The organism is Planococcus donghaensis (genome assembly GCF_001687665.2).
GTDB classification, from domain to species: Bacteria; Bacillota; Bacilli; order Bacillales_A; family Planococcaceae; genus Planococcus; species Planococcus donghaensis.
Map to the genome: position 1 here is coordinate 1,905,311 of NZ_CP016543.2, position 22,179 is coordinate 1,927,489.

Annotated in this window: 18 protein-coding genes and 1 pseudogene; 7 read left to right on the forward strand and 12 right to left on the reverse strand. The window is 39.7% G+C overall.

Annotated features, from left to right (window positions below; all coding sequences use genetic code 11):
- Positions 1-280 precede the first annotated feature (280 nt).
- Entirely contained in the window at positions 281-1,930 is a 1,650-nt protein-coding gene (locus BCM40_RS09605; protein ID WP_169818721.1) for an S-layer homology domain-containing protein, read from the forward strand.
- Between the two features lie 434 nt (positions 1,931-2,364).
- Here BCM40_RS09605 and BCM40_RS09610 read toward each other — a convergent pair whose 3' ends face one another.
- Positions 2,365-3,246 carry a DMT family transporter gene (locus BCM40_RS09610; RefSeq protein ID WP_238323719.1) on the reverse strand — a complete coding sequence of 294 codons (882 nt, stop codon included), beginning with the start codon at positions 3,244-3,246 and terminating at the stop codon, positions 2,365-2,367.
- A 43-nt stretch (positions 3,247-3,289) separates the two neighbouring features.
- Positions 3,290-3,835, reverse strand: coding sequence for a flavodoxin family protein (locus BCM40_RS09615; RefSeq protein WP_065526106.1), 546 nt, complete (start codon positions 3,833-3,835; stop codon positions 3,290-3,292).
- A gap of 115 nt (positions 3,836-3,950) precedes the next feature.
- Between BCM40_RS09615 and BCM40_RS09620 the strand changes: the two are divergent.
- Positions 3,951-4,844 (forward strand): annotated as a pseudogene (locus BCM40_RS09620) (LysR family transcriptional regulator).
- A 177-nt stretch (positions 4,845-5,021) separates the two neighbouring features.
- Here BCM40_RS09620 and BCM40_RS09625 read toward each other — a convergent pair.
- A complete protein-coding gene (locus BCM40_RS09625; protein ID WP_065526105.1) occupies positions 5,022-5,972 on the reverse strand; it encodes an SDR family NAD(P)-dependent oxidoreductase in 951 nt (316 codons plus the stop codon).
- 233 nt (positions 5,973-6,205) lie between these two features.
- Between BCM40_RS09625 and BCM40_RS09630 the strand changes: the two genes are divergently transcribed.
- Positions 6,206-7,144: an AraC family transcriptional regulator gene (locus BCM40_RS09630; protein ID WP_065526104.1), complete on the forward strand. Its 939-nt coding sequence runs from the start codon at positions 6,206-6,208 to the stop codon at positions 7,142-7,144.
- 840 nt (positions 7,145-7,984) lie between these two features.
- On the opposite strand, the gene BCM40_RS09635 is transcribed toward BCM40_RS09630, so the two are convergent.
- The 3 genes from BCM40_RS09635 to BCM40_RS09645 all read right to left on the reverse strand — a co-directional run bounded on the left by BCM40_RS09635 (position 7,985) and on the right by BCM40_RS09645 (position 9,875).
- Positions 7,985-8,461, reverse strand: a complete 477-nt coding sequence (locus BCM40_RS09635) for a MarR family winged helix-turn-helix transcriptional regulator (RefSeq protein ID WP_238323720.1) — start codon at positions 8,459-8,461, stop codon at positions 7,985-7,987.
- Positions 8,462-8,511: 50 nt separating this feature from the next.
- Entirely contained in the window at positions 8,512-8,868 is a 357-nt protein-coding gene (locus BCM40_RS09640; RefSeq protein ID WP_065526103.1) for a DoxX family protein, read from the reverse strand.
- A gap of 545 nt (positions 8,869-9,413) precedes the next feature.
- Positions 9,414-9,875, reverse strand: coding sequence for a DedA family protein (locus BCM40_RS09645; protein WP_065526102.1), 462 nt, complete (start codon positions 9,873-9,875; stop codon positions 9,414-9,416).
- 166 nt (positions 9,876-10,041) lie between these two features.
- Between BCM40_RS09645 and BCM40_RS09650 the strand changes: the two genes are divergently transcribed.
- From BCM40_RS09650 to BCM40_RS09660, 3 genes are read left to right on the forward strand one after another with little or no spacing between them, the layout of a single operon-like run.
- Positions 10,042-10,602, forward strand: coding sequence for a class I SAM-dependent methyltransferase (locus BCM40_RS09650; protein ID WP_083394510.1), 561 nt, complete (start codon positions 10,042-10,044; stop codon positions 10,600-10,602).
- A complete protein-coding gene (locus tag BCM40_RS09655) occupies positions 10,574-11,296 on the forward strand; it encodes a response regulator transcription factor (RefSeq protein WP_065526101.1) in 723 nt (240 codons plus the stop codon). The genes BCM40_RS09650 and BCM40_RS09655 overlap by 29 nt, the downstream gene beginning before the upstream one ends.
- Entirely contained in the window at positions 11,293-12,378 is a 1,086-nt protein-coding gene (locus tag BCM40_RS09660; protein ID WP_065526100.1) for a HAMP domain-containing sensor histidine kinase, read from the forward strand. Before BCM40_RS09655 ends, BCM40_RS09660 begins: the two co-directional genes overlap by 4 nt.
- Positions 12,379-12,732: 354 nt before the next feature.
- Here BCM40_RS09660 and BCM40_RS09665 read toward each other — a convergent pair whose 3' ends face one another.
- The 4 genes from BCM40_RS09665 to BCM40_RS09680 all read right to left on the reverse strand — a co-directional run bounded on the left by BCM40_RS09665 (position 12,733) and on the right by BCM40_RS09680 (position 16,088).
- Positions 12,733-13,284 carry an SMI1/KNR4 family protein gene (locus BCM40_RS09665; RefSeq protein ID WP_065526099.1) on the reverse strand — a complete coding sequence of 184 codons (552 nt, stop codon included), beginning with the start codon at positions 13,282-13,284 and terminating at the stop codon, positions 12,733-12,735.
- Positions 13,285-13,557: 273 nt separating this feature from the next.
- A complete protein-coding gene (locus BCM40_RS09670) occupies positions 13,558-13,767 on the reverse strand; it encodes a hypothetical protein (protein WP_008428505.1) in 210 nt (69 codons plus the stop codon).
- 17 nt (positions 13,768-13,784) lie between these two features.
- The gene (locus tag BCM40_RS09675; protein WP_065526098.1) at positions 13,785-14,510 is read right to left on the reverse strand and encodes an SDR family NAD(P)-dependent oxidoreductase; all 726 of its coding nucleotides are present in this window, start codon (positions 14,508-14,510) and stop codon (positions 13,785-13,787) included.
- A 3-nt stretch (positions 14,511-14,513) separates the two neighbouring features.
- On the reverse strand, positions 14,514-16,088 hold the full coding sequence (locus BCM40_RS09680; protein ID WP_065526097.1) for an amidohydrolase: 1,575 nt from the start codon (positions 16,086-16,088) through the stop codon (positions 14,514-14,516).
- Positions 16,089-16,257: 169 nt separating this feature from the next.
- On the opposite strand from BCM40_RS09680, the gene BCM40_RS09685 reads away from it, so the two are divergent.
- Positions 16,258-17,568: a hemolysin family protein gene (locus tag BCM40_RS09685; protein ID WP_065526096.1), complete on the forward strand. Its 1,311-nt coding sequence runs from the start codon at positions 16,258-16,260 to the stop codon at positions 17,566-17,568.
- A 36-nt stretch (positions 17,569-17,604) separates the two neighbouring features.
- Here BCM40_RS09685 and BCM40_RS09690 read toward each other — a convergent pair whose 3' ends face one another.
- Entirely contained in the window at positions 17,605-18,534 is a 930-nt protein-coding gene (locus tag BCM40_RS09690) for a sulfurtransferase (protein WP_065526095.1), read from the reverse strand.
- Positions 18,535-18,537: 3 nt separating this feature from the next.
- Entirely contained in the window at positions 18,538-22,119 is a 3,582-nt protein-coding gene (locus BCM40_RS09695; RefSeq protein ID WP_065526094.1) for a dynamin family protein, read from the reverse strand.
- Between the last annotated feature and the right edge of the window lie 60 nt (positions 22,120-22,179).

Consider the following 22,179-nt stretch of genomic DNA (forward strand, 5'->3'; position numbering starts at 1 on the left):
ATACACACCTACTTCTCATCACTTTTATTGGTGCTTTTTTAAGTATGCAAATCAAGATATCTCCTCCATTTTGGAAGAGGTTAACTAAGCAGTCAGTATCCAATACTCGTTTAGTAATTTAAAAAGTAAAAATGTAACATTTAAAGTAAATATATGTAGCGTGAAAATGAAAATCTGTTACAATCATCTTAAATCTTTCATTATATATTTCCTAGGAGGGCTTTATCTGTCTAGTTCCGTTAACATTCAAAGATTTACATCTCTCATTTTCATGTCTCTTTTGGCTCTGCTCTTTATTTTCACTTCTATAAAAACCGAGGCAAGTCATGACGCAACTGCTACACCTGTATTATTCGATCAGTCCGTATCTGGTCCTTCAATCCCGATGAATGGCGGAACTAAACGTTACTCGATTACAGTGCCGAAAGATAGCCTATTGGCAATCGAAGCCGAATATGTAAACTTTCAGTTTCTTGAAGTCCGTTTAATTGATGAAAACCACAATATAATTCCTGTGCCTGTTGCAAATGAATTTAATGTGAAAAATCCATATACTCAATGGTTTTATAAAAATGTGAAAAAGGGAAAATACATCATTGAATTTAAAAACAACTCTTCAGCATCACATAAATTCAAATGGAAAGTAACCCTTGATAAATACACATTTGAAACAGAACCCAATAATACATTAAAAACTGCGAATACAGTGTTAATGGGTCAGACCATCAATGCTTCGATAGAGGACAGAATGTTTACGGACTTTTATAAAATAGAAGCAGTCCGAGATGGACAATTGAAATTGAATTTGACTTTCAATAAATACGATTACCTTATCTTACGTCTATTTGACAGTGAAGGCAGACTGGTAAAGGAATTTAACACTTATTCTTTCCAAACGCCAGATGCTGACTTATTCATATCTGAGAATGTTGGTGTGGAGAAAGGCATTTATTATGCCCAGGTGAACTACTTCTACGGCTTCTCACCCAACAATGGTTTTTATCAATTCAAACCAGAACTGAAGCCTATCAGTTTTCATGAGAACGAACCTAATGATGCACGGCCAGAAGCAAACCCAATCAGTTTGAATGAAACATGGACCGGTGAACTAAGTCGAATGGGTGATGAGGATGACTTTTACCGGTTGGATTTATCCGAAACCGGCAGTTTGAAAATCTTGATGAAAAATCAAAGTTCAAATGACTTGAACTATCAATTACTAGACACTGATGGCCATGTTCTTGAAAGTGAAACATATGACCCCCTTGTTATTAAAGCGGGCAGTAGCCATACCTTATCAGCGGAACTTGAGCCGGGCCGCTATTATATACGGCTAGTTGGCCAAAATCTTTCGATCAGTCAAGGATACGAAATAACAGCTTTTCACGATTCAAACCCCATCTTTAGTGACGTCGCCTTCGGATCAATGGGGTTTAGCGAGATTCACCGTATGAAAACAACTAAAATCGTTACAGGATATCCTGATGGAACATTCCGGCCGAACCTGCTTATCAAGAGAAGCCATGCAGCATTGATGCTTGAACGGGCAGGGGTTGATTTAACGCCAGTCCGCTCAGCAACAACTTTCAGTGATGTGCCAATAAATCATCCAGAACATAGCAGCATACAAAAATTGTATAGGGCTGGAATCATTGACGGCACTGGAAATGGAACATTTAGCCCCGATAGTTATCTGACACGGGAGCAGATGGCCAAAATCCTAGTGAATGCTTTCGATTTAACACCTGCAAAAGAATACGTTCCATCAAAATTTACTGATGTGCCGAACAACCATTGGGCATACAATTATATTCGTACACTTGGTTCGCGACAGATCACTCTTGGTTACAGTAAGGGCATCTACATGCCAAAGGAACAGCTGACGCGAGCTCAACTCGCTATGTTCTTGACCAGAGCGACCGGTGAATGAAATTTCTTCAACTTAATTGTTTAAAGTGACACTAACAAAAAAAGAGTTCATATCTCATCTCGCACCGCTTTCAGCGGTGCTTTTCTATATAATCTTAGAGATACTCGATAAAAATTTATTTTTGCTGATAAATTGGTTTAAGGCAAAATTACTAAATCAAGCGTTGAAAATGTCGCATAATGGTTTATACAAAAAGTCGCCTATATATGTCCAGACGAAGTAAAGGGTATTGTACAAGTAAAGCGTCCACAGCTTTCCTTAACTAAATTTAGAAAAGGTAATTCTTATTTAAAATAATCTAATTCACAGAGAAAAGAGAAAGAAGACCCGATTTAATCAGCCTCTTCTCTCTCTTTCTATTTATATAACTTCCAATAATCCGGAATATGTGAACTAAATCATTTATTTCATTCAATTAATAACTCTCTTTTATCTCACTTTTTATTCATCATGAAAACGCCACTTAAAATGAGGAGCATCGCGCCCCAATCACTAACTAAAATCAGTTCATTTGCTAGAAAAGCCCCAATCAATAAAGAAACCACAGGTGGGATATACGTTGCAGTAGAAGCAATTATTGCTCCTAAATACTTTACGATTACATAATACAGAATGTAGGCTAATCCAGTTCCGAGCAATCCAAGCCCAACTAAAACACCAAGCAAGGCGACACCGTCCGACTGGATATTACCGATTCCTTGTAAATCGCCAAAGAAGCCAATGGCGATTATTGCAATCAGCATTTGATAACTTGTCAGTGCTGCGGGTGGAATGTTCATAGGTGTTATATATTTCCTTGCATAAACAAAAGAAACACCAATGCTGAGAGAACCCATCAGCATGTAGAAAACACCGTTGATATCAAGACCTGCAGCCCCACTCTCCCACGGTCTGGCAATAATAATCACGCCAATCAAGCCGATTCCAATGCCAGCTACTGCTTTTCCCGTAATTTTTTCTTCTTTTAACAGTACGAATGTTGCGATGGCCGAAAAAATTGGAATAGCCCCGCTTAAAGCTCCTGCAATGCCCGACTCCAACAAAGCGGTGCCTTGTGCAAAACAGTAATAGTAAATGGTGGTTGCGAGAAAGGACATAATGAAAAAGTGGTGGATATTTTTTAGATGTGCAACGTTAAATTGACTTTTGTATAGCGCATAGAGAAACACCGGAACAAAACCGGCTACTACTCTTAAAAATACAATTTGTAACGGCGTAATCCACTCAGCTGCCCATTTCATAAACAGAAAATTGGTTCCCCATATCACACCAAGGGAAAGATAGGCCAAATAATAGACATTCACATTCCGGAGCACTTTCTATTCCCCCTTTGTCTCTCCTATTTATACAAGAGACGCATTAGAGCGAGATTAATTTCTTTCTAAGTTGTACTGCAGCGTTTATCGCTTGTTGATCATTGTAGATATCTCCTGGTTTGTTAGCTTCTCCAATAATGTACCCTTCAAAAGACAGCCCAAAAAAGTCGAAAATATAGGTGAACTGTTGGATCAAGGGCAAGCCTTTGATAGTAGGAGAATCGCCACCTACCGCAATGACATAGGCCTTCTTATGGGACATCCTTTCCTTGAAGTCCTTAAAACGGGCATCTTTCATTGTTTGAGACCATCTGTCTACAAAATTTTTCATTTGCCCTGACATGCTGTACCAGTAGATGGGTGTTGCAAAGATGAATGTCTCGTGCTGCATCATGCGGGACAGAATTGCGTCATAGTCATCTTCTACAATGGGAAATCCTTCTTCCTCATGGCGCCTGTCTTCGATTGAATTGATAGTGAAATCATTCAAGTAGATGGAATCCACTTCTATGTTTTCAATTGCTAGTTTGGTCAACGTTTCGGTGTTCCCATTTGGCCGGGTGCTTCCATAAATAACAGCAATGCTCAAGGTAATCTCTCCTTTTTGATAGGTTCTTCTTTTTAGCGTAAACTAGAAGCAGGCATCAGTAAAACGGATTATTACGTTTAGACCAATCGTTATTTCCGATTAAGGAGAGATACATGTGAATACAAAACAACTTATCACCTTCAAGATTGCTTCGGAAACACTGAATTTCACAAAAGCGGCCACTGTCCTTAATTTTGCTCAATCCAGCATCACCGCGCAAATCAAAGCATTGGAAGAGGAACTGGGAAAACCGTTATTTGAACGGTTAGGCAAGCGCCTGATCCTGACGGAAGCTGGGAAAGAGTTTAAAGGTTATGCAGAAAAAATGATCAAGTTGGATGAAGAAGCGAAACTGGCGATCAGTGGAAAAGAGATATCTTTTGAAACCCTTATTATCGGGGCACAGGAAAGTCAATGCACATATCGGCTGCCGACTATTTTGAAAGAATTTAAGACCCAGTATCCGAATGTGAAATTAATCTTCAAGCCCGCACATTCGGATGAAGCTGCGAGATTGCAATTGATGAACGGACAGTTAGATGTAGCCTTCATCATGGATGTCTCAAAACCTGAAGAAGCGTTGACGATCAAACCCTTAATCCAAGAAGAAATTGTTTTAGTCGTTGCCTCTGATCATGTGCTAGCTGCACAACCTGAAGTAACGCTGAAAGATATTGAGAACGAAACGCTGTTATTAACCGAAACCGGCTGTTCGTATCGGAAGCTATTGGAACATGCTTGTCACGAGGAAAATGTTTATCCTATGGATCAGTTTGAATTCAGTAGTATTGAGGCGATCAAACAGTGCGTTATTGCCGGTTTGTGAATTGCTGCATTGCCGACGATGGTAGTAGATCAAGATATCAAATCGGGAAAATTGAAAACCTTGAAGTGGGCAAACAACATTCCGCCTATTTTTACCCATATCGCTTGGCACAAAGACAAATGGATGTCCCCTTCTTTGAAAGATTTTATCGAATTAACTCAGAAAAGCTTCCTAATAAAGTGACTAAGCCACTAGTACGTTAAAACCAATACATTTTCGATAGAAATAAGCGTTTCTACACGGTCACTTCTCTGCATGAAAAAAAGAAGCTCTCACTTGAGCTTCTTCTTTCAAAAACTTGCTGAAATATAAAGTTATATATTATGGATCCTCATTCTAGTTACGCATTTTTTTGAGTCCTTATAAATTCCAACTAACTCCCGTTGCCTTTTCCGAGACTTCCCATAGTCTTTTTGATACTTTCTTATCTAAGGCATGAGCTTTAATACCACAGTTGCCAACAGGCCCCACCCAGTTGGCTCTTCCTGTAGGACCATAAAATCCACTCTCATCTAGATTGCTCTCTGTTGCACACATGAGTTCAGGGTATGCACCTTTTTCTGCTGATTGAACCATAGGTGACAATTTCATTAAACCGAATACAATTCTCATGCCTAAGCTCCCGCTTGTTGTTATTAATGACGTAGAAGACGAACCGGGATGACAGGCATAAGCCTTAACATTGGTATTACCTGCTTTTTTCAGGCGGTCTTGCAATTCATAGATACTCATAATTTGCGCCAGTTTACTTTGACTATACACATTATTTCCTTGATAACCCTTATCCCAATTCATGTCATCAAATTTGATGGTTTTAATCCCCATATCATACCCCATACTCCCTACAGTCACTATTCGACCATTAGATTTATCAATCAGGTCAAATAGTAAAGCCTGTAAGGTCCAATGACCATAATAGTTCACACCAAGTTGACTTTCAAAGCCATCGACCGTAAATTTCTGTTCTGGTACTTGAGCAATCGCCCCGTTACACAGAAGTGCATCAATACGGTCTACCTTTTTAAGAACTTCTGCTGCTGCCGCCTTAACCGAAGCTTGATTTCCCAAATCCATGGTCACATATGAGACATCAACATCAACACCGAGTTCTTCTTTTATTTTCCCCATACATTCTTCTGATTTCTTAGGATTCCGATTTAATGTCACTACTTTAGCCCCTTTTGAAGCGAGGATTTTAGTTGCTTCAAATCCTGTACCACTTGTTGCACCTGTAATAACGTATGTTTTTCCTTTTAATGAACCGATGCGAGCCGGTGTCCATCCGTTTTTTCCAAATTGTAAATCTGCCATTTTTTTAATCTCCTTATAATCTACTCTTAGTATTTGGTTTACTTTTTCTTTATTTCGGATATACACTTTCTTTCATTTCCATACCTTTTGAACTTCCTAGCAAGTTGTTTAGCCTCGCTCTACAAATATATTAACTCTCAGTTCCATTAATAACGAGGTGTAATCATCTCTTAAAATTGCCTATTTGTATCAGGTGCGTTGAATTATGTATATAATCATGGTAAATTAACTGTATGAGCAAACAAAAAATAAAACAAATAATCGAAAACACAATAACTGAAGATGGAATGATGAAAACTGGCATCAAAGGTGTACACCTTTTCCGAGTCAGTGACACAAGGCTTTGTGCTCCCGCAATATACAAGCCTACGGTTGTAGCCGTTCTAAACGGAACGAAAGAAGCTGTTTTAGACGGAAAGTCTTTTAAGTATGACAGTAGTAAATACATGTGTTGTACAATGACAATGCCTGTAGAGGCTGGAACACCTGAAGCTTCACCTGAAAATCCGTTACTTGGTGTTTATATCTCCCTTGATACTAAAGTAATGACCGAATTAGCTATTGAAATGCAAAACGCATCGGGTGCCCTAAGTAAGTCTAAAAGCAATCAGCCCCCACCTGGGTTAGCATATTCAAATTGGGATGAAACTTTTACAGAAGCATTACTTCGCCTGATGCAGTTAGGAGAAAATCCATTAGATACTTTAATTCTCGGGGAAAGTAGACTCCGTGAATTATACTATGCCGTTTTGAAAGGAGAAGCCGGTAATTCCGCTATGCGAGCTTTTGGCATAGGCAATGAAATATCAAGATCAATTGTATATTTGTCTTCAAATCTAGATAAAGCAATTACAATCGAAGATATGGCTGAACAAGTTGGAATGAGTAGAGCAGTCTTCCATCGGAAGTTTAAACAGGCAACAAGTATGTCACCCATTCAATTTGCAAAGTCAATGCGCCTCAACAGTGCTGCCATGAGGATGGCAACTGGCATGACAGTAAATGAAGCTGCATTTGAAGTTGGGTATATTAGTTCCTCTCAATTTAGTAGAGAGTTCAAGCGAATGTATGGACTATCACCTAAACAATGGAGTTCATCAAATCAATTATCATCAGAACTGATGCGACGTAATGAAAATTACTTTGATGAATTTCAGCAGTCAGTCACATAATTAACTAACATTAAAAGACAAAAAAGGTAGGAATTTATGAATGTTCATAAATTCCTACCTTTTTAATGTTTCTCTTAATAAAGTTGAAAAACAATAGCAGTTAACCGTTTTTTCTTATAATACCTAGCCATTAATGTGGTTTAAAAAACGCAATATTATCTTCATAACCAACTTTACATGAATAGTCATCGTAACCCTATTGTAGGAAAAAGTCACCACCTTTCCCCTATATGATTCGATTGGTTTGGCAATTACTTGATATCGGTCACAAATAATTTCCAAATTCCTCTTTTTCAAATTTGCGATTTAACAGGTTGGAAAAGAAAAAATAATCTTTCACGGCTTTGGCCTCTTGCCTACAGGACACATTCTCCAATTTCCGGAAAATAGGTTGAATTTGCACATGAGACAATGAAAGATTTTGTGATTCATCGGTGTTTCCAGTAGTTCGACGAGCACTATGTAATTGATGTATGGTCGGCCAGTACTGCCTTATCTATAGTCATCTTCAAAAAATCGCTCTTCTTGATAAGGGTTAAACTTGGTCAGGAAAGTTGCCCGCCAGGCTCCTCCACAACGGTAATGGTTTTTTATAACCGCCTGTTTTGAATCGCTAAATTGGATACCGAGGCGACATATAGATTCCTCTCCACGACCTGTTATAGGTATTCGTTGAATACGAGTTTCCTCATGGAATCTTCTCCCGATTAAGTTAGCTAAATGTCGCATGCCGCGGCCAGAAAAAAGAAAAACCCCAAATGGATCACTTTTTCAAAGTGTCTACCATTTGGGGGACTTTTAGTGATTTCTATCTTCCCTTTAAGTTCGCCTGTTCTTGCATCATTCAACCTGTTCACTACTTGTTGTTCTAGAAAGTTCTTTTGCAGCTAAACCCACTATTTTCAACAATTCTTTCAATTGCTCTTTCTGGCTATTATCTAAAGAAGCTAAATTTTCCATAATCATATCGACATGTTTTGGAAAAATTTCGTCGAACAACACTTGCCCCTTATCGGTTAATAAAACTCGGCAATAACGTTTATTTTCCTCATCAAGCTCACGCTTTACCAACTCTTTTTTCTCCAGCTTGTTGACGACATATGTGATACTTCCACTTGGTACCATTAACTTGTCACTGATTTCTTGAATATAATGTGGCCCTTTGTTATAAAGCAATTCTAACACCATAAAATTTTCAATCGTCAATCCATGACTAGCAATATCCTTTTTTGCATTATCCGTAAGGGCTTTAGTTGTTTTCATCCAAGTCCGGAATAATTTTAAATCGATTTCTGCTTGACTAAAATTTCCTTCCACTCACAATCGCCTCCGATTTCTCTCTCTTCAGCATAAGGGTTTAGTGAAATTTATCCAAGTAAAAATGAGTAATTTGAAAACAGGACAACCACTGATAGCACCAATAAAACAAGCGGCATCATCATATCTTTTGCTTTATCTTTTACTTTAATATGTGTGAATATCGCTCCAATCATTGTCGCTACTGCAAGAAAAGCGCCAATCGCAGCTAATTGTTCATTCCAAATACCCGCTATTAACAAAGCTGCTGCAACAATTTCAACCAAACCGGTAAGAATTCTGAACCCGTTCGGATATCCATAATTCTTAAAATTTTCGACCATTTGTTTGGAACCGAACTTCATCATTCCAAATAACAAGAATCCGACCCCTAATAAAATCTGAAGAATAATTGAGAAAACATCCATTAAAATCGCTCCTTTTTTTAAATAACCTATATCCTAATGATAGGATATAGGTTATTTACATCCTATCATTAGGATATGAATAAAGCAACTACATTTTATTTTTTGCCCCCTATTTCGAAGATAGTGACACTTTATTCATTTGGTGGAGGTTCTCAAATAAGAACTAACTCGTATCCTTCTCTAGTTAAGAACACCCGATTATCGTATGGTTCTATGTTTAAGTGGACCTCTAGAAAACATGAAAGTAAAGGGGCTGTGATCGCTCTTTCGCTTCCGAAAATTCTTGATAAATGCATATGAAGGACTCGAATTTCACCTAGTTCTTGTAGAAAAAATTAAAGCGGAACAGAGAGTAGATTCCGGTAATTCGTCATATATAAACTAGTTAATCTCTAGCTCTTGTCACACTATTCACCATCCTGAAAGAATTAATTGAATGATAAATTTCTAAAATATACAATTCTAGAAGGATAGAATAGCAAGACCTTAGCTAGTAAATTTTAGTGCGTATGCCGTTTCTTAATAGTTTCCAGAAGTATTTAACATCATCGAGAGAAGAAATTGAGGACTGATGCCACATCAAAAATTTGCACGATAATGGCCCAAAGCATCGTATACAATCCCGCGGCAGAAACATTGTAAAAAATGTATGTTTTTAACGGGACACGTAAAAACCCAGCTACATAATGAATGGGGTGACGAAGACCTGGAATAAAATAAGAAATGAAAATCATCCGGTGACCATGGCGTTCGATTAATGCTTGGGCACGAAGTATATGCTTGGAAGATTTTCTTTTAGAGGAAAAGACTCGGTTGAATGTATAACCCACAACATAAAACCATGTAAATGACATAAAACAGACAACCCACAAGATGAGCCATGAAAAAGCAAACGAATCGCCATTTGAAAAAGCATATAATAAAAACGAAATCACGAGAAAATCATCGGAAGCGGGCGTAAGCATTATCCCGCCAGCCAAAACTCCTAATGCGATTAGGTATGACATCAAATCCCCTGCCCTCTTAAATTTTGTTAATACAACCAGTATCGGCAAAATTTAAAAAGAAGAGCTTATCGAGTTCTTAAGAAATCTTAAGAACTCGATAAGCTCTTCTTCAACTCTATTGAGTACTCTTTTCTAGTAGCCCAACCAAAGAAAAGAGGAATTTAGCTTGAATATGCAGTTTATAGTAGAATTTATGAAACAGCCAAAAGAAATTGGGGCCATTGCGCCAAGCTCGATTTACTTGGCGCGGAAAATGACGCCGGAAAAGTTGCTCTGTGATGCGAAGGTCGTCGTCGAGTTAGGTGCCGGGATGGGTCATTTTACAGAGGAAATCGTCCGAAAAAAGCCTCATGGCTGTAAGGTTATCGTTTTTGAGACAAACCCGTTATTTTCAGAAGGATTGGCGGAACAGTATCGCTCTAGAGAAGATGTTCTTGTTCTTTTGGAAACAGCCGAAAACCTGCCGCTGATTTTGCGGGGACTTGGAATCGAACACGTGGATCTCATCGTTTCAGGGCTGCCGTTTTCCAGTTTTGAAATTGAGAAAGCAAATACGATTTTAAACGGTGTACATGAGGTTTTGAATGCAAACGGAACCTTTTTGGCGTTCCAATATTCGAAATACCGTAAAAAAATATTTGAACGAGTATTTGGCAGCGTGACCCACGAGCGTGAGCTTCGCAATCTTCCACCGGCCTATGTACTCGAATGCAGGAAGGAGCTATAGAGTGAAAGCGCAAACGACGATTTTAATTGCCGACGATGATGAGGAAATTAGAAATCTATTAGGAATCTACCTAAAAAATGAAGGGTATACGTTGTATTATGCTCAAAATGGAAAAGAAGTTCTTGAAATCATTCATCAAACCGATATTTCATTGGTAATTCTCGATCTCATGATGCCTGTGCTCGATGGTATCAGTACATGTATGGAGATTCGAAAAAAATACTTCATGCCAATCCTCATGCTGACGGCAAAAACGAGCGATTTGGATTTGATGAAAGGGATTACCATTGGGGCAGATGATTATATGCGAAAGCCCTTCAATCCATTGGAAGTAACGCTTCGCGTCAAATCCTTGCTGCGGAGATATCAAGATTATGGAGCACGAGAAGCAATGGATGCAAGTCTCTTGCAATACAAAGATTTATCGATCGACATCCAGACGCGCCAATGTTTAAAAGGAGGTCAATCCATCCGCCTTACCCCGAAAGAGTTTGATATTTTATCATTTTTCATGCGGAATCCGAATCAAGTACTGAGTTTGGATCAAATCTACGAGGCAGTGTGGCAGGAGGCAGCCCTCGGAATTGAGAATGTGGTGATGGTCCATATCACAAAACTGCGTGAAAAAATTGAAGATGATTCACGACAGCCTTCTTATATTAAGACGGTCTGGGGGAAGGGGTACCGCTTATGAGAAAAATCGGTGTCAATAAGTTGCTGCTGAAGCTTTTTTTCGTGATTCTGCTGAACTGGTTTCTTGCGAGCTGCGTCTTTTTCTTGCTGGCGTATTTTGCAGCGCGCTTCTATTTTCAAGAAGGGGCTTCGTTCAATCCTGAAATGGTCAATCGGGTTTATCCATCAATCCTGTTCCTTTCAATTCTGGTCTTTATCATCGGTTTTTCCTTTATGGTACGGCACAAGCTAAAGCAAATCTCACATTTAGCACAGGAAATCGATGCGATTGCCTCAGGAAATCTTGGACACCAAGTAGTGATCAAAGGGAATGATGAACTCGCTTCACTTGGAGAAAACGTGAATCGGATGTCCGTTCAAATAAAAGAGCTGTTTGAGAAAGAGCGTTCTCATGAGCAGGAGCATCGTCAACTCACTTCCAACCTTTCGCATGATTTGCGCACTCCGTTGACGAGTATTCGGGGCTATGTCCAGCTACTGCAAGACTATCCTGGCAAGCATGACCAAGCTTATCTCCATATTATTGAAAAAAAAACGAAGCAACTCGAACGTCTAGTGGATCAATTATCAGCAGTGGATCGCCTCTCGGATGGACAAATCACGATGCATGCCGAATCCATTAATTTGAGCCTGATGACGTCACAGCTTATCCATGAATACCATCCGCTGTTCGAAATGGATGGAATGCAACTTGTTCCGGACATCGAATCTGCATTATTTGTGAGCGCGGATGTAGAGGGTGTGATGCGAACGTGTCAAAACTTATTATCGAACGCATTAAAATACGCACAAAAAAACTCTACCGTCCGTATTGACGTACGGCAAGATCAGGAAAAGGAGACGATCGTATGGGAAATCCGAAATGAGACGGATGAAGCGACGCTTCAGCAACTGGATAAATTATTTAATCGCACCTATCGGGTGGATCCTTCACGTGGTGCTGTGGCCGGGGATGGATTGGGACTTTCTATTGCGAGACAAATCATGAGGCTGAATGGCGGCGATTTAATCGTCAAACAAGCAGGAAAGCATACCATTTCCTTTCAAGCTATCTTCCCATCCATCGGTCAAATTACGGACTGACTAAGATGAAATTTCGTACACTCTTTCCAATTACTGTCGACAAATAAAAGAACCAAGAAAGTTGCAAACAGATGCGACAGAAGAGTTTGTTTCATCGTGTAACCTGATATTCCAGGTATCAGGTTGGTGCTGATTTACCTTTATAAATAAGCAACGTGTAAAGTCCATAATCAGAATTGATTATGGGCTTTACGGATTCACTTATCATCTACAGATACATTTGTATCTCTCCATTTTTGTTTAATGGGATTCAAAAGATTTGTGCATTCGTATTTAATTATTATGAACTTCCGATAACCTCATGATATGTAAACCTAATGAGCACCTGCTATTTGAAAAGTGCCTTTGATTGGTTTATTCATCGCCCTCCAAGTAATAGCGGCTAGCCGCATTGTAAATCGGCCAGTCCCAAAATGGAGCCCCTTGGGACATCACAAAGCGATCCAAAAACAGGTGGAAGTTCAGGGTCAAAGCCGTTGGCCCGTCATCGTTATCAATTCGGTAAAGGTAATTGGGCTCTTCTTTCTCCATCGCGTCCAGACCGATGGCCAAGTAGTGGTCATAAACGAATCCAATAGGCAAGAAACCAGGGTAGGTATCCATGTAATAGAGATTCTCTTTCAGTTCCTCGACAGAAAAAATTTTCAATCCGCCTCCACCTTCGCTTCCTAAATCCGTAACGAGTTGTAAGATCCATGCGCCATTGTATTCCAGCAGAAAAGACCGATAGTCCTTTGGCAGCTGATAGCCGATCTGTCGTTCAAATTCAGCAATGTCCGCTTCCTCGGCCGGGGGATTAACCGTGCTGGTACTCCTGATAATTGTCCCCTCTTCTAGAATTAACCGCCGTTCGTTGTTGCTATCCACCACTTGTAGAACTGCCTCCATGATTTCTTTAACGCCCATGTTGTTACTCCTTTACTAATTTTTCCATCAATCGTTTCTTGGGAATTTTTGATAATTATATTCTTTGAATCTTTACATTAGATTTATATTAACATTAATTCCCACCGTTATAGAGCACCTGTATTTTTTATTTAAACCGTTCGTAAAAGTACACAATTACAAACGCTTTAAAATCAATCCAAAACCACAAAAAAGAACGTTCGTAAAGGTGGCTGCACGCTTTACGAACGTTCAAGGGATACTAAGGACATTTACGAACGCATTTCGGTTTGGTTAATTTTTGCGCTCTTTCATTTCCGCTACTGCTTTGTCGTATTTATCAAAATCGAATTCAACACTATTTGGTTTGTAGAAAAAGAGGATTGACTCTTTTTCGCCTTGGCTTAGCAAATAAGTTACGACGGCTTTCGGGCTCGTCATGTTAATGCCCGCTTGGTTTGCGTCTGCAAGTTTTGTCAGGATATTTTCTGGTGTCTTGCTCAATGCAATCACTCCTTTTCTCATGGTAAGTTACGTATGTCTAAAATGGTTGGCAATTCGTTAAAATCTGTTCTTTCATTCATCTCGATTAACAATCGTGCCGTTTTTTCTGGACTGCTGAGTAATCCGCTTTCTTTGTAGTCCAAGAACTTTTCAATGAGCGGGAAATCTGTGGCATCGCTTTGGCGAATTTTTTCTTGCATGCCCGTATCAATGATTCCTGGTGCGACAGAAACGACTTTAACGTCTTCGTTTTCTGCATCGATGCAGGAGCTGAAATGATCGAGTCCTGCTTTTCCTGCACAGTAGGCACTCCATCCCTCGTAAGCATGGCGACCCGCTCCTGACGATATATTGATAATTCTTTTTTTAGCTTGGCTATTTTTCAGTTGATTGATAAATGCGCCGCATAGCAACATAGGCGCGGTCAAGTTCAGTATGATGCTTTGACTAACTTCTGCTGTGGAGTTTGTATGAGCCAGTCCAATGGGATCAATGGTTCCTGCATTATTGACCAACACAATTTGTTCTATATCTGTTGGCAGTTGCCCTAACGCTTGCTCCATTGTTTTTTCAATAGCCTCGAGCTGAGTTAAATCTACTGAAAGAAAATGCTCACCTGGCCAATTTTCTGGTTGTGTGCGCGCAATGCCAATCACTAGATGACCTTTTTCGATAAGTTGTTTGCTCCATTCCAACCCAATCCCTTTAGATGCTCCTGTTATAATATAAGCTTCTTTAGTCATTTTTTATTGCCCACCTTTTTGGTACATAATTTCGCCTGCCACAACCGTCATTACGGGCTCCGCTTCTAAAATTTGTTCTTCTGGCCCTGCAAATAAGTCGCGATCGAAAATGGTAAAGTCCGCATCAAAACCTTCACGGATGACGCCGCGCTCGTTTTCTTTGCCAATTGCTGCGGCACTTCCACTTGTATACAATTGAATCGCTTCAAAGCGTGTCAGTTTTTCTTCTGGTAAAAACCCTTCGTGAGTTTCATAAGGTTTTCTGCGCGTAACAGCTGCATAAATTCCTAAACGCGGGTCTGCTTCTTCTATTGGCGCATCTGACCCACCTGCACAAATCAGCCCGTGATTTAAAAGTTTCTTCCATACATAAGACCATTCCAAACGATTTTCTCCGAGACGTTCCACAACCCATGGAAAGTCAGATGTGACAAAGCTTGGCTGAAGATCTAATGCGACATCTATTTGTTGCATACGTGCGACTAAATCTTCTCGTACGACCATAGTGTGAATAAGACGGTCGCGCTTTCCTTGAGGCACTGGATGTGCTTCAATGGCATCTAGCGCCATTTCTAAACCAAGATCCCCAATCACGTGAATCGCTACTGCTTCGCCGTGTTTACGGGCAATTGATACAAGACGTTTTAGTTCTTCGTCTGATTGAATGGCAACTCCAATAGTAGATGGGTCATCGTTATACGGTTTGCTTAAAAGCGCAGTACGACCGCCGATGGATCCATCTGCGAAAATTTTCATCGGACCCGGATCGATAAATGGTTCTGCGTAAGAAGCATTTTCCATCATTTCTTCAAAAGCAATATGGGCTCTAAGTAAATGTGCACGGAATTTCACTTTGTCTCCGATGACATTTTTAAATGCATTGAGTGGTCGTGAATAATGACCGTAATAGCCCATGTCTTCTGTGTGAGCACCCGTTAATCCAAGCGATAACAAATGATCCACTGATTTTTGCAGAGCGCGTGTTAAATAATCTACGCTTACTTCAGGAACTTGACTGGCTACCAAATCTTGTGCAGCGTCTAACAAATAACCGGTTGGTTCCCCGTCCGCATCACGTACGATTAAACCACCTTCAGGATCTGGACTATCTTTAGTAATACCTGCTAATGCTAATGCGCTAGAGTTTGCTAAAATCGCATGACGGCAAACTCGTTTTAACAACATTGGTGACGTGCTTATTTCATCTAGTTCGTTGCGGTGGAAAATTTTACGGTCTGCAAAATTATTTTCATTCCAGCCTTCACCAATAAACCAATCGTCTTTTTTCAGATCTTTTGTGGATTCAATTAATTGTTCGCGCATTTCTTCTGAGCTTTCAATGATAGATAGGTCAACACGCATTAGTTTTACGCCATGGCCAATCATGTGCATATGGCTATCGACCAATCCTGGATACATCGTTGCTCCTTGCAAATCGATTTCTTTATCAGCAAATTGTTTTAAATCTTTGTATGTCCCAATTTTTTCTATATGATCATCCGACACTAAAACCGCTTCTGCAGTCGCGCCTTCTGCTTCCAATGTATAAATTGTTCCCCCATGCCATAACACTTTCATCTAACCACTCCTTTTCTCTCTTCTCATCATAAGTTTAATCGCTCTTGCATTCAATACGTTTAGATTGAATTTTCAATGATTCCTCCCTAAAGCAAAAGCACTTTCATTTATGTTATACTGTTTTTACTTATAGAAAGCAGAGGTGAACCCTCCTAGTCGGAGGGACGAATTGGACAGTATACTCATTCTCAATTTGTTTATGGTCGCGCTTTTAATCGGGCTGACCGCTTTATTTGTTGGATCGGAGTTTTCAATTATTCGTGTCAGAATGTCCCGTATTGATCAACTCGTTTCAGAAGGGCATAAAAATGCCAACTTGACGAAGAAAATCATTGGCAATTTGGATTATTATTTATCTGCTTGCCAATTAGGGATTACCGTAACAGCACTTGGCCTTGGTTGGCTAGGTGAGTCAACTGTAGAACGGCTCTTGTATCCGGTCTTTGAAAACTTTGGAATCGAAGAACCGACTGCATCGATTTTTTCTTTTTTTATCGCATTTAGCATGATTACTTTTTTGCATGTCGTGATTGGTGAATTGGCACCTAAAACGCTAGCCATTCAATATGCAGAGAAAATGGCTTTTGTCTTTGCTCGCCCTCTTTACTTTTTCGGGCTGATTTTCGCACCGTTTATCTATTTGATGAATGGCTCCGCAAGATTGCTTTTACGTGCATTCGGTATCGAACCCGCAGCTTATGAGCAAGCTCACTCAGAAGAAGAATTGAAAATCATCATGACAAAAAGCTACCATAGCGGCGAAATCAATCAAACGGAATTATCGTATATGCAGAACATTTTTTCTTTCGATGAACGATTGGCAAAAGATATTATGTTGCCACGAACACAAATGGAGACCATTTCACTTGAGATGAGCCATGACGATTTAATGGAGATTGTCCGTGATCATCAATATACCCGTTACCCTGTTACTGAAAAAGGGGACAAAGATGATATTCTCGGGTTTATCAATGTTAAAGAAATGCTGACCAATTACACGTACCAACAAGATTTAAATGACAGCATCGTCGTTCACGATATTCCATTTGTTCATGACATGGCACCCATACAAGATGTGTTATTGAAAATGCAAAAAGAACATGTTCATATGGCCATTGTTGTTGATGAATACGGCGGAACGGCTGGTGTCATTACAATGGAAGATATTCTAGAAGAAATTGTTGGAGAAATTCGTGACGAGTTTGATGAAGATGAACGCGATGAGATTAAAGCCGTTGATATTAATAATTATTTATTGAATGGACGGGTACTTTTATCTGATTTAGAAGATCGTTTTGCCATCGAGTTTGATGATAGCGAAGACGTTGATACGATCGGTGGATGGATTCAATTGAAAAATACGGATATCGGTGAAGGTGAATCGGTCGAATTGCCGCACCATACGATTACAGTTCGTGAGATGGAAAACCATCAAATTATCCGTGTGTTGTTGTCACGTCATACAGACCTTAAAACCTAAAAAAATTCCAACAGCAATTTCTGCTGTTGGAATTTTTTATTTTTCTTCTAATAATGATTTTTCATATTGGAATTTTTTCATCAACATTTCACCTGAATAGCCTTCTTCGATCAATTTTGCAAGAATCGCTTTTGTTTGATCGTCTGCTGCTTCAGGATGTTCTCCTCGGTCAAACTCTACAACATTTTCAGCGTCTGTAATCCAGTCAGAAAAACTTCCCATGTAAAGTTTTAACTGGTCATAGCCTTTTTCAGCCATGATGGCATAAAGCGCTGCTGCCGTAACCCCACTGCCGCAATAAACAACAGTTGGTTCGTGTTTTTGAACGACCGTACTAATATCTCCAGTAAACTGGAATTCTCCTTTTGAAACAAACTGTGCCCAGTCTAAATTACGTGCGCCTGGAATGCGTCCAGCAACTGGGTCAATCGGTTCTTCAAGACCTGCAAAACGTGCTGCTGAACGAGCATCGACTAATACACCTAGTTCGTCACCGCTAATGACTTTCTTAACATAGGCTTGATCTGCAAAGATATCCCGAACAAAATTCGGTGTAACAGTAGACGCTTCTATTGTAGGAATATCACTAGACACTGCAATACCGCGCTGCTTTAATGCATCAAATCCTTGTTGACTGATGTAAACATGTTGGAATCCTGCGTATTTCAATAACCACCAAGCTCGCGCTGCATAAGGCGAACCGCCTTGGTCATAAAGGACAATAGAATCCTCCAAGCTCAAGCCGCTTGACCGAACTAATTGCGTTAGTTGTTCGTCAGAAGGCATCGGATGCCGCCCTGCGCTGGCAGTCATATCTGACATATCCTTTTCTAAGTCCCAAAAAACAGCTCCTGCCACATGCTCTTCTTCGTACATTTTCTTACCAGCAGAAGAATCTTTTAAATCAAATCGTGCATCAATCCATTTATGGTTTTCGGTATCCGTTGTTTCGATAAATACTGACATCGATTACACCCTTCCGTCCATCAAATTTGAATACAGCTCTTTCCATTGCGCTAGTTTCTCGGATTGTTGGAGTAAGGTACGTTCCGAATCAATCTGGTCGACAGCTTGACGTAGAATATGTTGACGTAACCCTTCTGCTTCTTGCTCAATCCAAAACGTTGCCCAGTTGGTTAATTCTTTTTTCTCTTGCTCTAAATAACGTAGCGCATCCGGCTCCATTAATTCTTGCAGCGCGTCACGCATTTTTTCTTTTTCGTTTTTCTCGAAAAAGCTCTTATTGTTTTTATAATACGATTTAACTGACGAATAATCAGCATCTACAAACGGTTTTGAAATTTCGACAGATCCTGCTTCTTGCACTTCGTAAGGTGTAAACGAGAAATCGGCATTTTGCTCTTTCAATTTGCTCGTGTCTTCTTTAAAGCGCGAATCTAATTTCTTTTCGATAAACTGAGCAAGACGGAAATTCGTTACGCGCAACTCTTGTTGAAAATCAAATCCTGTCATTTCATTTAAATCTTGCAAGGCTGAATCCAAAGCTTGTTGGGCTGATTTGTTGGAAAAGACCGAAGGATTAAAAGCTTCTTTGAAAAAGTCATTAAACCGATAAAAAACGCGTTGGTTCACGTAGTACAACAATTCATCCAACTCTTGCAGAGCTTCGCGTTCTAATAACTTGGCAATAGATGCACCGAAAAGTTTACGCAATTGCTGCTCAAGAAGTTTAAGCTCTTCTAGTCTCTCGTCTTTACGCAATAAGTTCTTTTCGGTGTGTTCAATCAAGCTGCGGAAGCGATCGACTGCTTTTTGCTCTTCTTCTGCGAGCGATTGCACAGCCATTCCTTTAAGCTCTTCTTTTAAGAAATGCTGAAAAGCTTCTTCAAATTCTGGCATACCCGAATGTTCTCGGTCTTTCAGCGCTAATAAACTTGAAACACCAAACAAGCGTGGGAAACGAATGCCAAAACGCCGCAGCTCATCTTGTACATACGTAACAACCGCATTTTTTTCTTCTTCGTCATTAGCAAGATCTATTGCATTGACAACAAAGAACATTTTATCCATTTCAAATGCATCTTTTACTCGACCAAGCTGAATCAGGAATTCTCGGTCAGCACGTGCAAAGGCATGGTTGTAGTAGGTGATAAATAGAATGGCATCCGCGTTACGAATATACTCAAAAGCAACATTCGTGTGTCTCGCATTTATCGAATCCGCTCCTGGAGTATCCACAAGCGTAACGCCATTTCGCGTTAATTCGCAATCGTAATAAAAATCAATTTCATCAACAAAACAACTTTTTTCTTCTTTTGCCACATACAAGCCAAATTCTTCACGATTGGTCCGAAGGGTTTCGCCTAAACGGTCTTTGAAATCTGGATAGCCTTTGTTAAAGGCGGTGATAAACGATTTATGAACTTGTTGTTCTGTTGGCGTATTTTCTGGTAGTTTTGATGACTTTTCAAAAGCATCTTCTAGTGAAGTGACTTGAACGCCTAAAGCTTGGAAAGAATTTTGAACATCTTCTGTCATTTGCGAACGCGTTTTTAAGCGAACATCTGCTGTTTCATGTGGATGTTGCTCACTTACTGGACGAATTCGGTTAATGGTTGCCGTAGTTGGGTTTGGGGAAACAGGTAATACCGTTTCTCCCATCAATGCATTCGAAAATGACGATTTCCCTGCACTAAAAGCGCCAAACAACGCAATGGTGAATTCTTGTCCTTCTAAACGACCTGCTTTTCGTTTTAAATAAGCTGCAGTTTCCGCAAATCCTTTGATTGGGTCAATAACTTCTGCAGTACGAGTGGCCCGTTCGAGTACAGCTACTTCATCAAATGATGCCACTTCCATAGAATGCACCTGTTGTTCTTGCTCTTGTTGTTTTTTCTCATCTTTTTCAAGCATTGCTGGATCAAATTCAGTCATTTCTTCTATAGAAACTTCAAATTCACTTAGCCATTGGTCGACTTTTTCTTCCGCTGCTGTTTTTTGTTTTGGCAACATCGCCGAATAAGATTTTTTTACTTTGTCGATTTTGCTTTCCATTTCTTCAAGCGTTTGGATTGCTAGCATTTTTTGAGACAAAGTTTGGGCTTTCATATCAATTTCTGTTGTAGCGTCATCTGTTAAACCTTCAAACTTTTCTTCTTGTGCTTTTTTCCAGCCATCCGTCTCCCGGATAAACCAGCGCTGCACACCTGTAGAAATGCTATTGGCGAAATTCAATACCGCGTCTCCTGTCACAGAAGCGCCTGTCGGAATTTGCTCTTCTACAACTGAAAATGGCACATTGAAAGTCATGTCATCTATAGATAACGATTCATCATCTGTTAACAAACCAGCATCTTTTAACGAAGATTTCATCAATTTTTTTAAGTGATTGGTAATTTGAGAAGATACGGTCGTTTGAAAACGTTCGTCCACTTCTTGTTGCCGTTTTTGTCGTTCTTCTTGTGTTTTTTTGCCACTAAATAGCAATCCCACTTTAAAATTCGGCTGAACCGATTCCAAGTAACTTGTTAATGCATTTCGCAATTCGTACGGCATAATATTCGAGTTTTCTAGTAGTTCTTTCCGGCTTTTTTCAAACTTGGCCTGCCAATTTTCAAAATCCTGAACAGACATTCTACGAGAAACTAACGCATTTTCCTTTTTTAAATCCTCGCGCATTTCCCACTCTTCCGGCTCCAGAACACTTGAAAATGCTTGTAAACATTCTTGTTTTTCATCTTCTAAATAGTTGATGTGCTCGTCTTTTAACTGACTCAAGGCAGATTCAGAAGCTGAACCCATATGACCTTTCCAGTTTTTCATCGTCGACGAAACGAGACTTTTCACTTGGTCAAAATCATTACCCGGAAAATCAAAATCCTTTAATGACGTAAAGAAAATGCCTTTTGGAACGACGCCCCATGCCGCGAATGAATCATGGACTGATTGTTGAAAATCTTCAAAGCTCATTTCACTGCTTTGATGCTTATCAATTTGGTTGACGATTAAATACAGCTCGGTGTATTTTTGCAATTCTTTCGTGAAATTAAAATTCAATTCTGACTGAACATGGTTATAATCCATTACATAAAATACCATATCCGCTACGTGAAGAGCTGACTCGGTTGACATACGGTGCGCATCATCCGTGGAATCGACTCCCGGTGTATCCATGACCGTAATGCCACTTGGCAATACCGATGCCTGGTGTCCGATGTCGATTTGCGTCACATCACCATTTTTACAAAATTCCTTCACCGCGTTAAAATCGTAATTCTCTGGAAAGTAAACCGGTTTTTCATTGCGCATATTGACAATGGCGAAATCCGTATCTGCTTTTTGGACATTGACGATATTCGCACTCGTTGGAATCGGACTAGATGGCAACAAGGTCTCGCCCGTCAATGCGTTGATCATAGATGACTTCCCAGATGAAAAATGTCCGGCAAAGCCAATAATGAAATTATTTTTTAAAATCTTTTTTGCAAATAAATGCGCTTTGGCTTCACGCTCTGTGTCTTCATTGTCTTTGAAGATCTTGTAGAGATGTGCCGTTTCAAGTAATTCTTGTTTATGATCAACAACTGTCATTTCGAAATCTCCTTCTCCGCTTACTGCTCTCTATCATATCATTTTTATGGGTCGACGAAA

Coding starts and splice junctions, on each gene's coding strand:
- BCM40_RS09625 (WP_065526105.1), bottom strand. CDS start 5,972: ATGGCAGATTTACAATTTGGAAAAAACGGATGGACACCGGCTCGCATC.
- BCM40_RS09630 (WP_065526104.1), top strand. CDS start 6,206: ATGAGCAAACAAAAAATAAAACAAATAATCGAAAACACAATAACTGAA.
- BCM40_RS09640 (WP_065526103.1), bottom strand. CDS start 8,868: ATGGATGTTTTCTCAATTATTCTTCAGATTTTATTAGGGGTCGGATTC.
- BCM40_RS09645 (WP_065526102.1), bottom strand. CDS start 9,875: ATGTCATACCTAATCGCATTAGGAGTTTTGGCTGGCGGGATAATGCTT.
- BCM40_RS09655 (WP_065526101.1), top strand. CDS start 10,574: ATGTACTCGAATGCAGGAAGGAGCTATAGAGTGAAAGCGCAAACGACG.
- BCM40_RS09660 (WP_065526100.1), top strand. CDS start 11,293: ATGAGAAAAATCGGTGTCAATAAGTTGCTGCTGAAGCTTTTTTTCGTG.
- BCM40_RS09665 (WP_065526099.1), bottom strand. CDS start 13,284: ATGGGCGTTAAAGAAATCATGGAGGCAGTTCTACAAGTGGTGGATAGC.
- BCM40_RS09675 (WP_065526098.1), bottom strand. CDS start 14,510: ATGACTAAAGAAGCTTATATTATAACAGGAGCATCTAAAGGGATTGGG.
- BCM40_RS09680 (WP_065526097.1), bottom strand. CDS start 16,088: ATGAAAGTGTTATGGCATGGGGGAACAATTTATACATTGGAAGCAGAA.
- BCM40_RS09690 (WP_065526095.1), bottom strand. CDS start 18,534: ATGTCAGTATTTATCGAAACAACGGATACCGAAAACCATAAATGGATT.
- BCM40_RS09695 (WP_065526094.1), bottom strand. CDS start 22,119: ATGACAGTTGTTGATCATAAACAAGAATTACTTGAAACGGCACATCTC.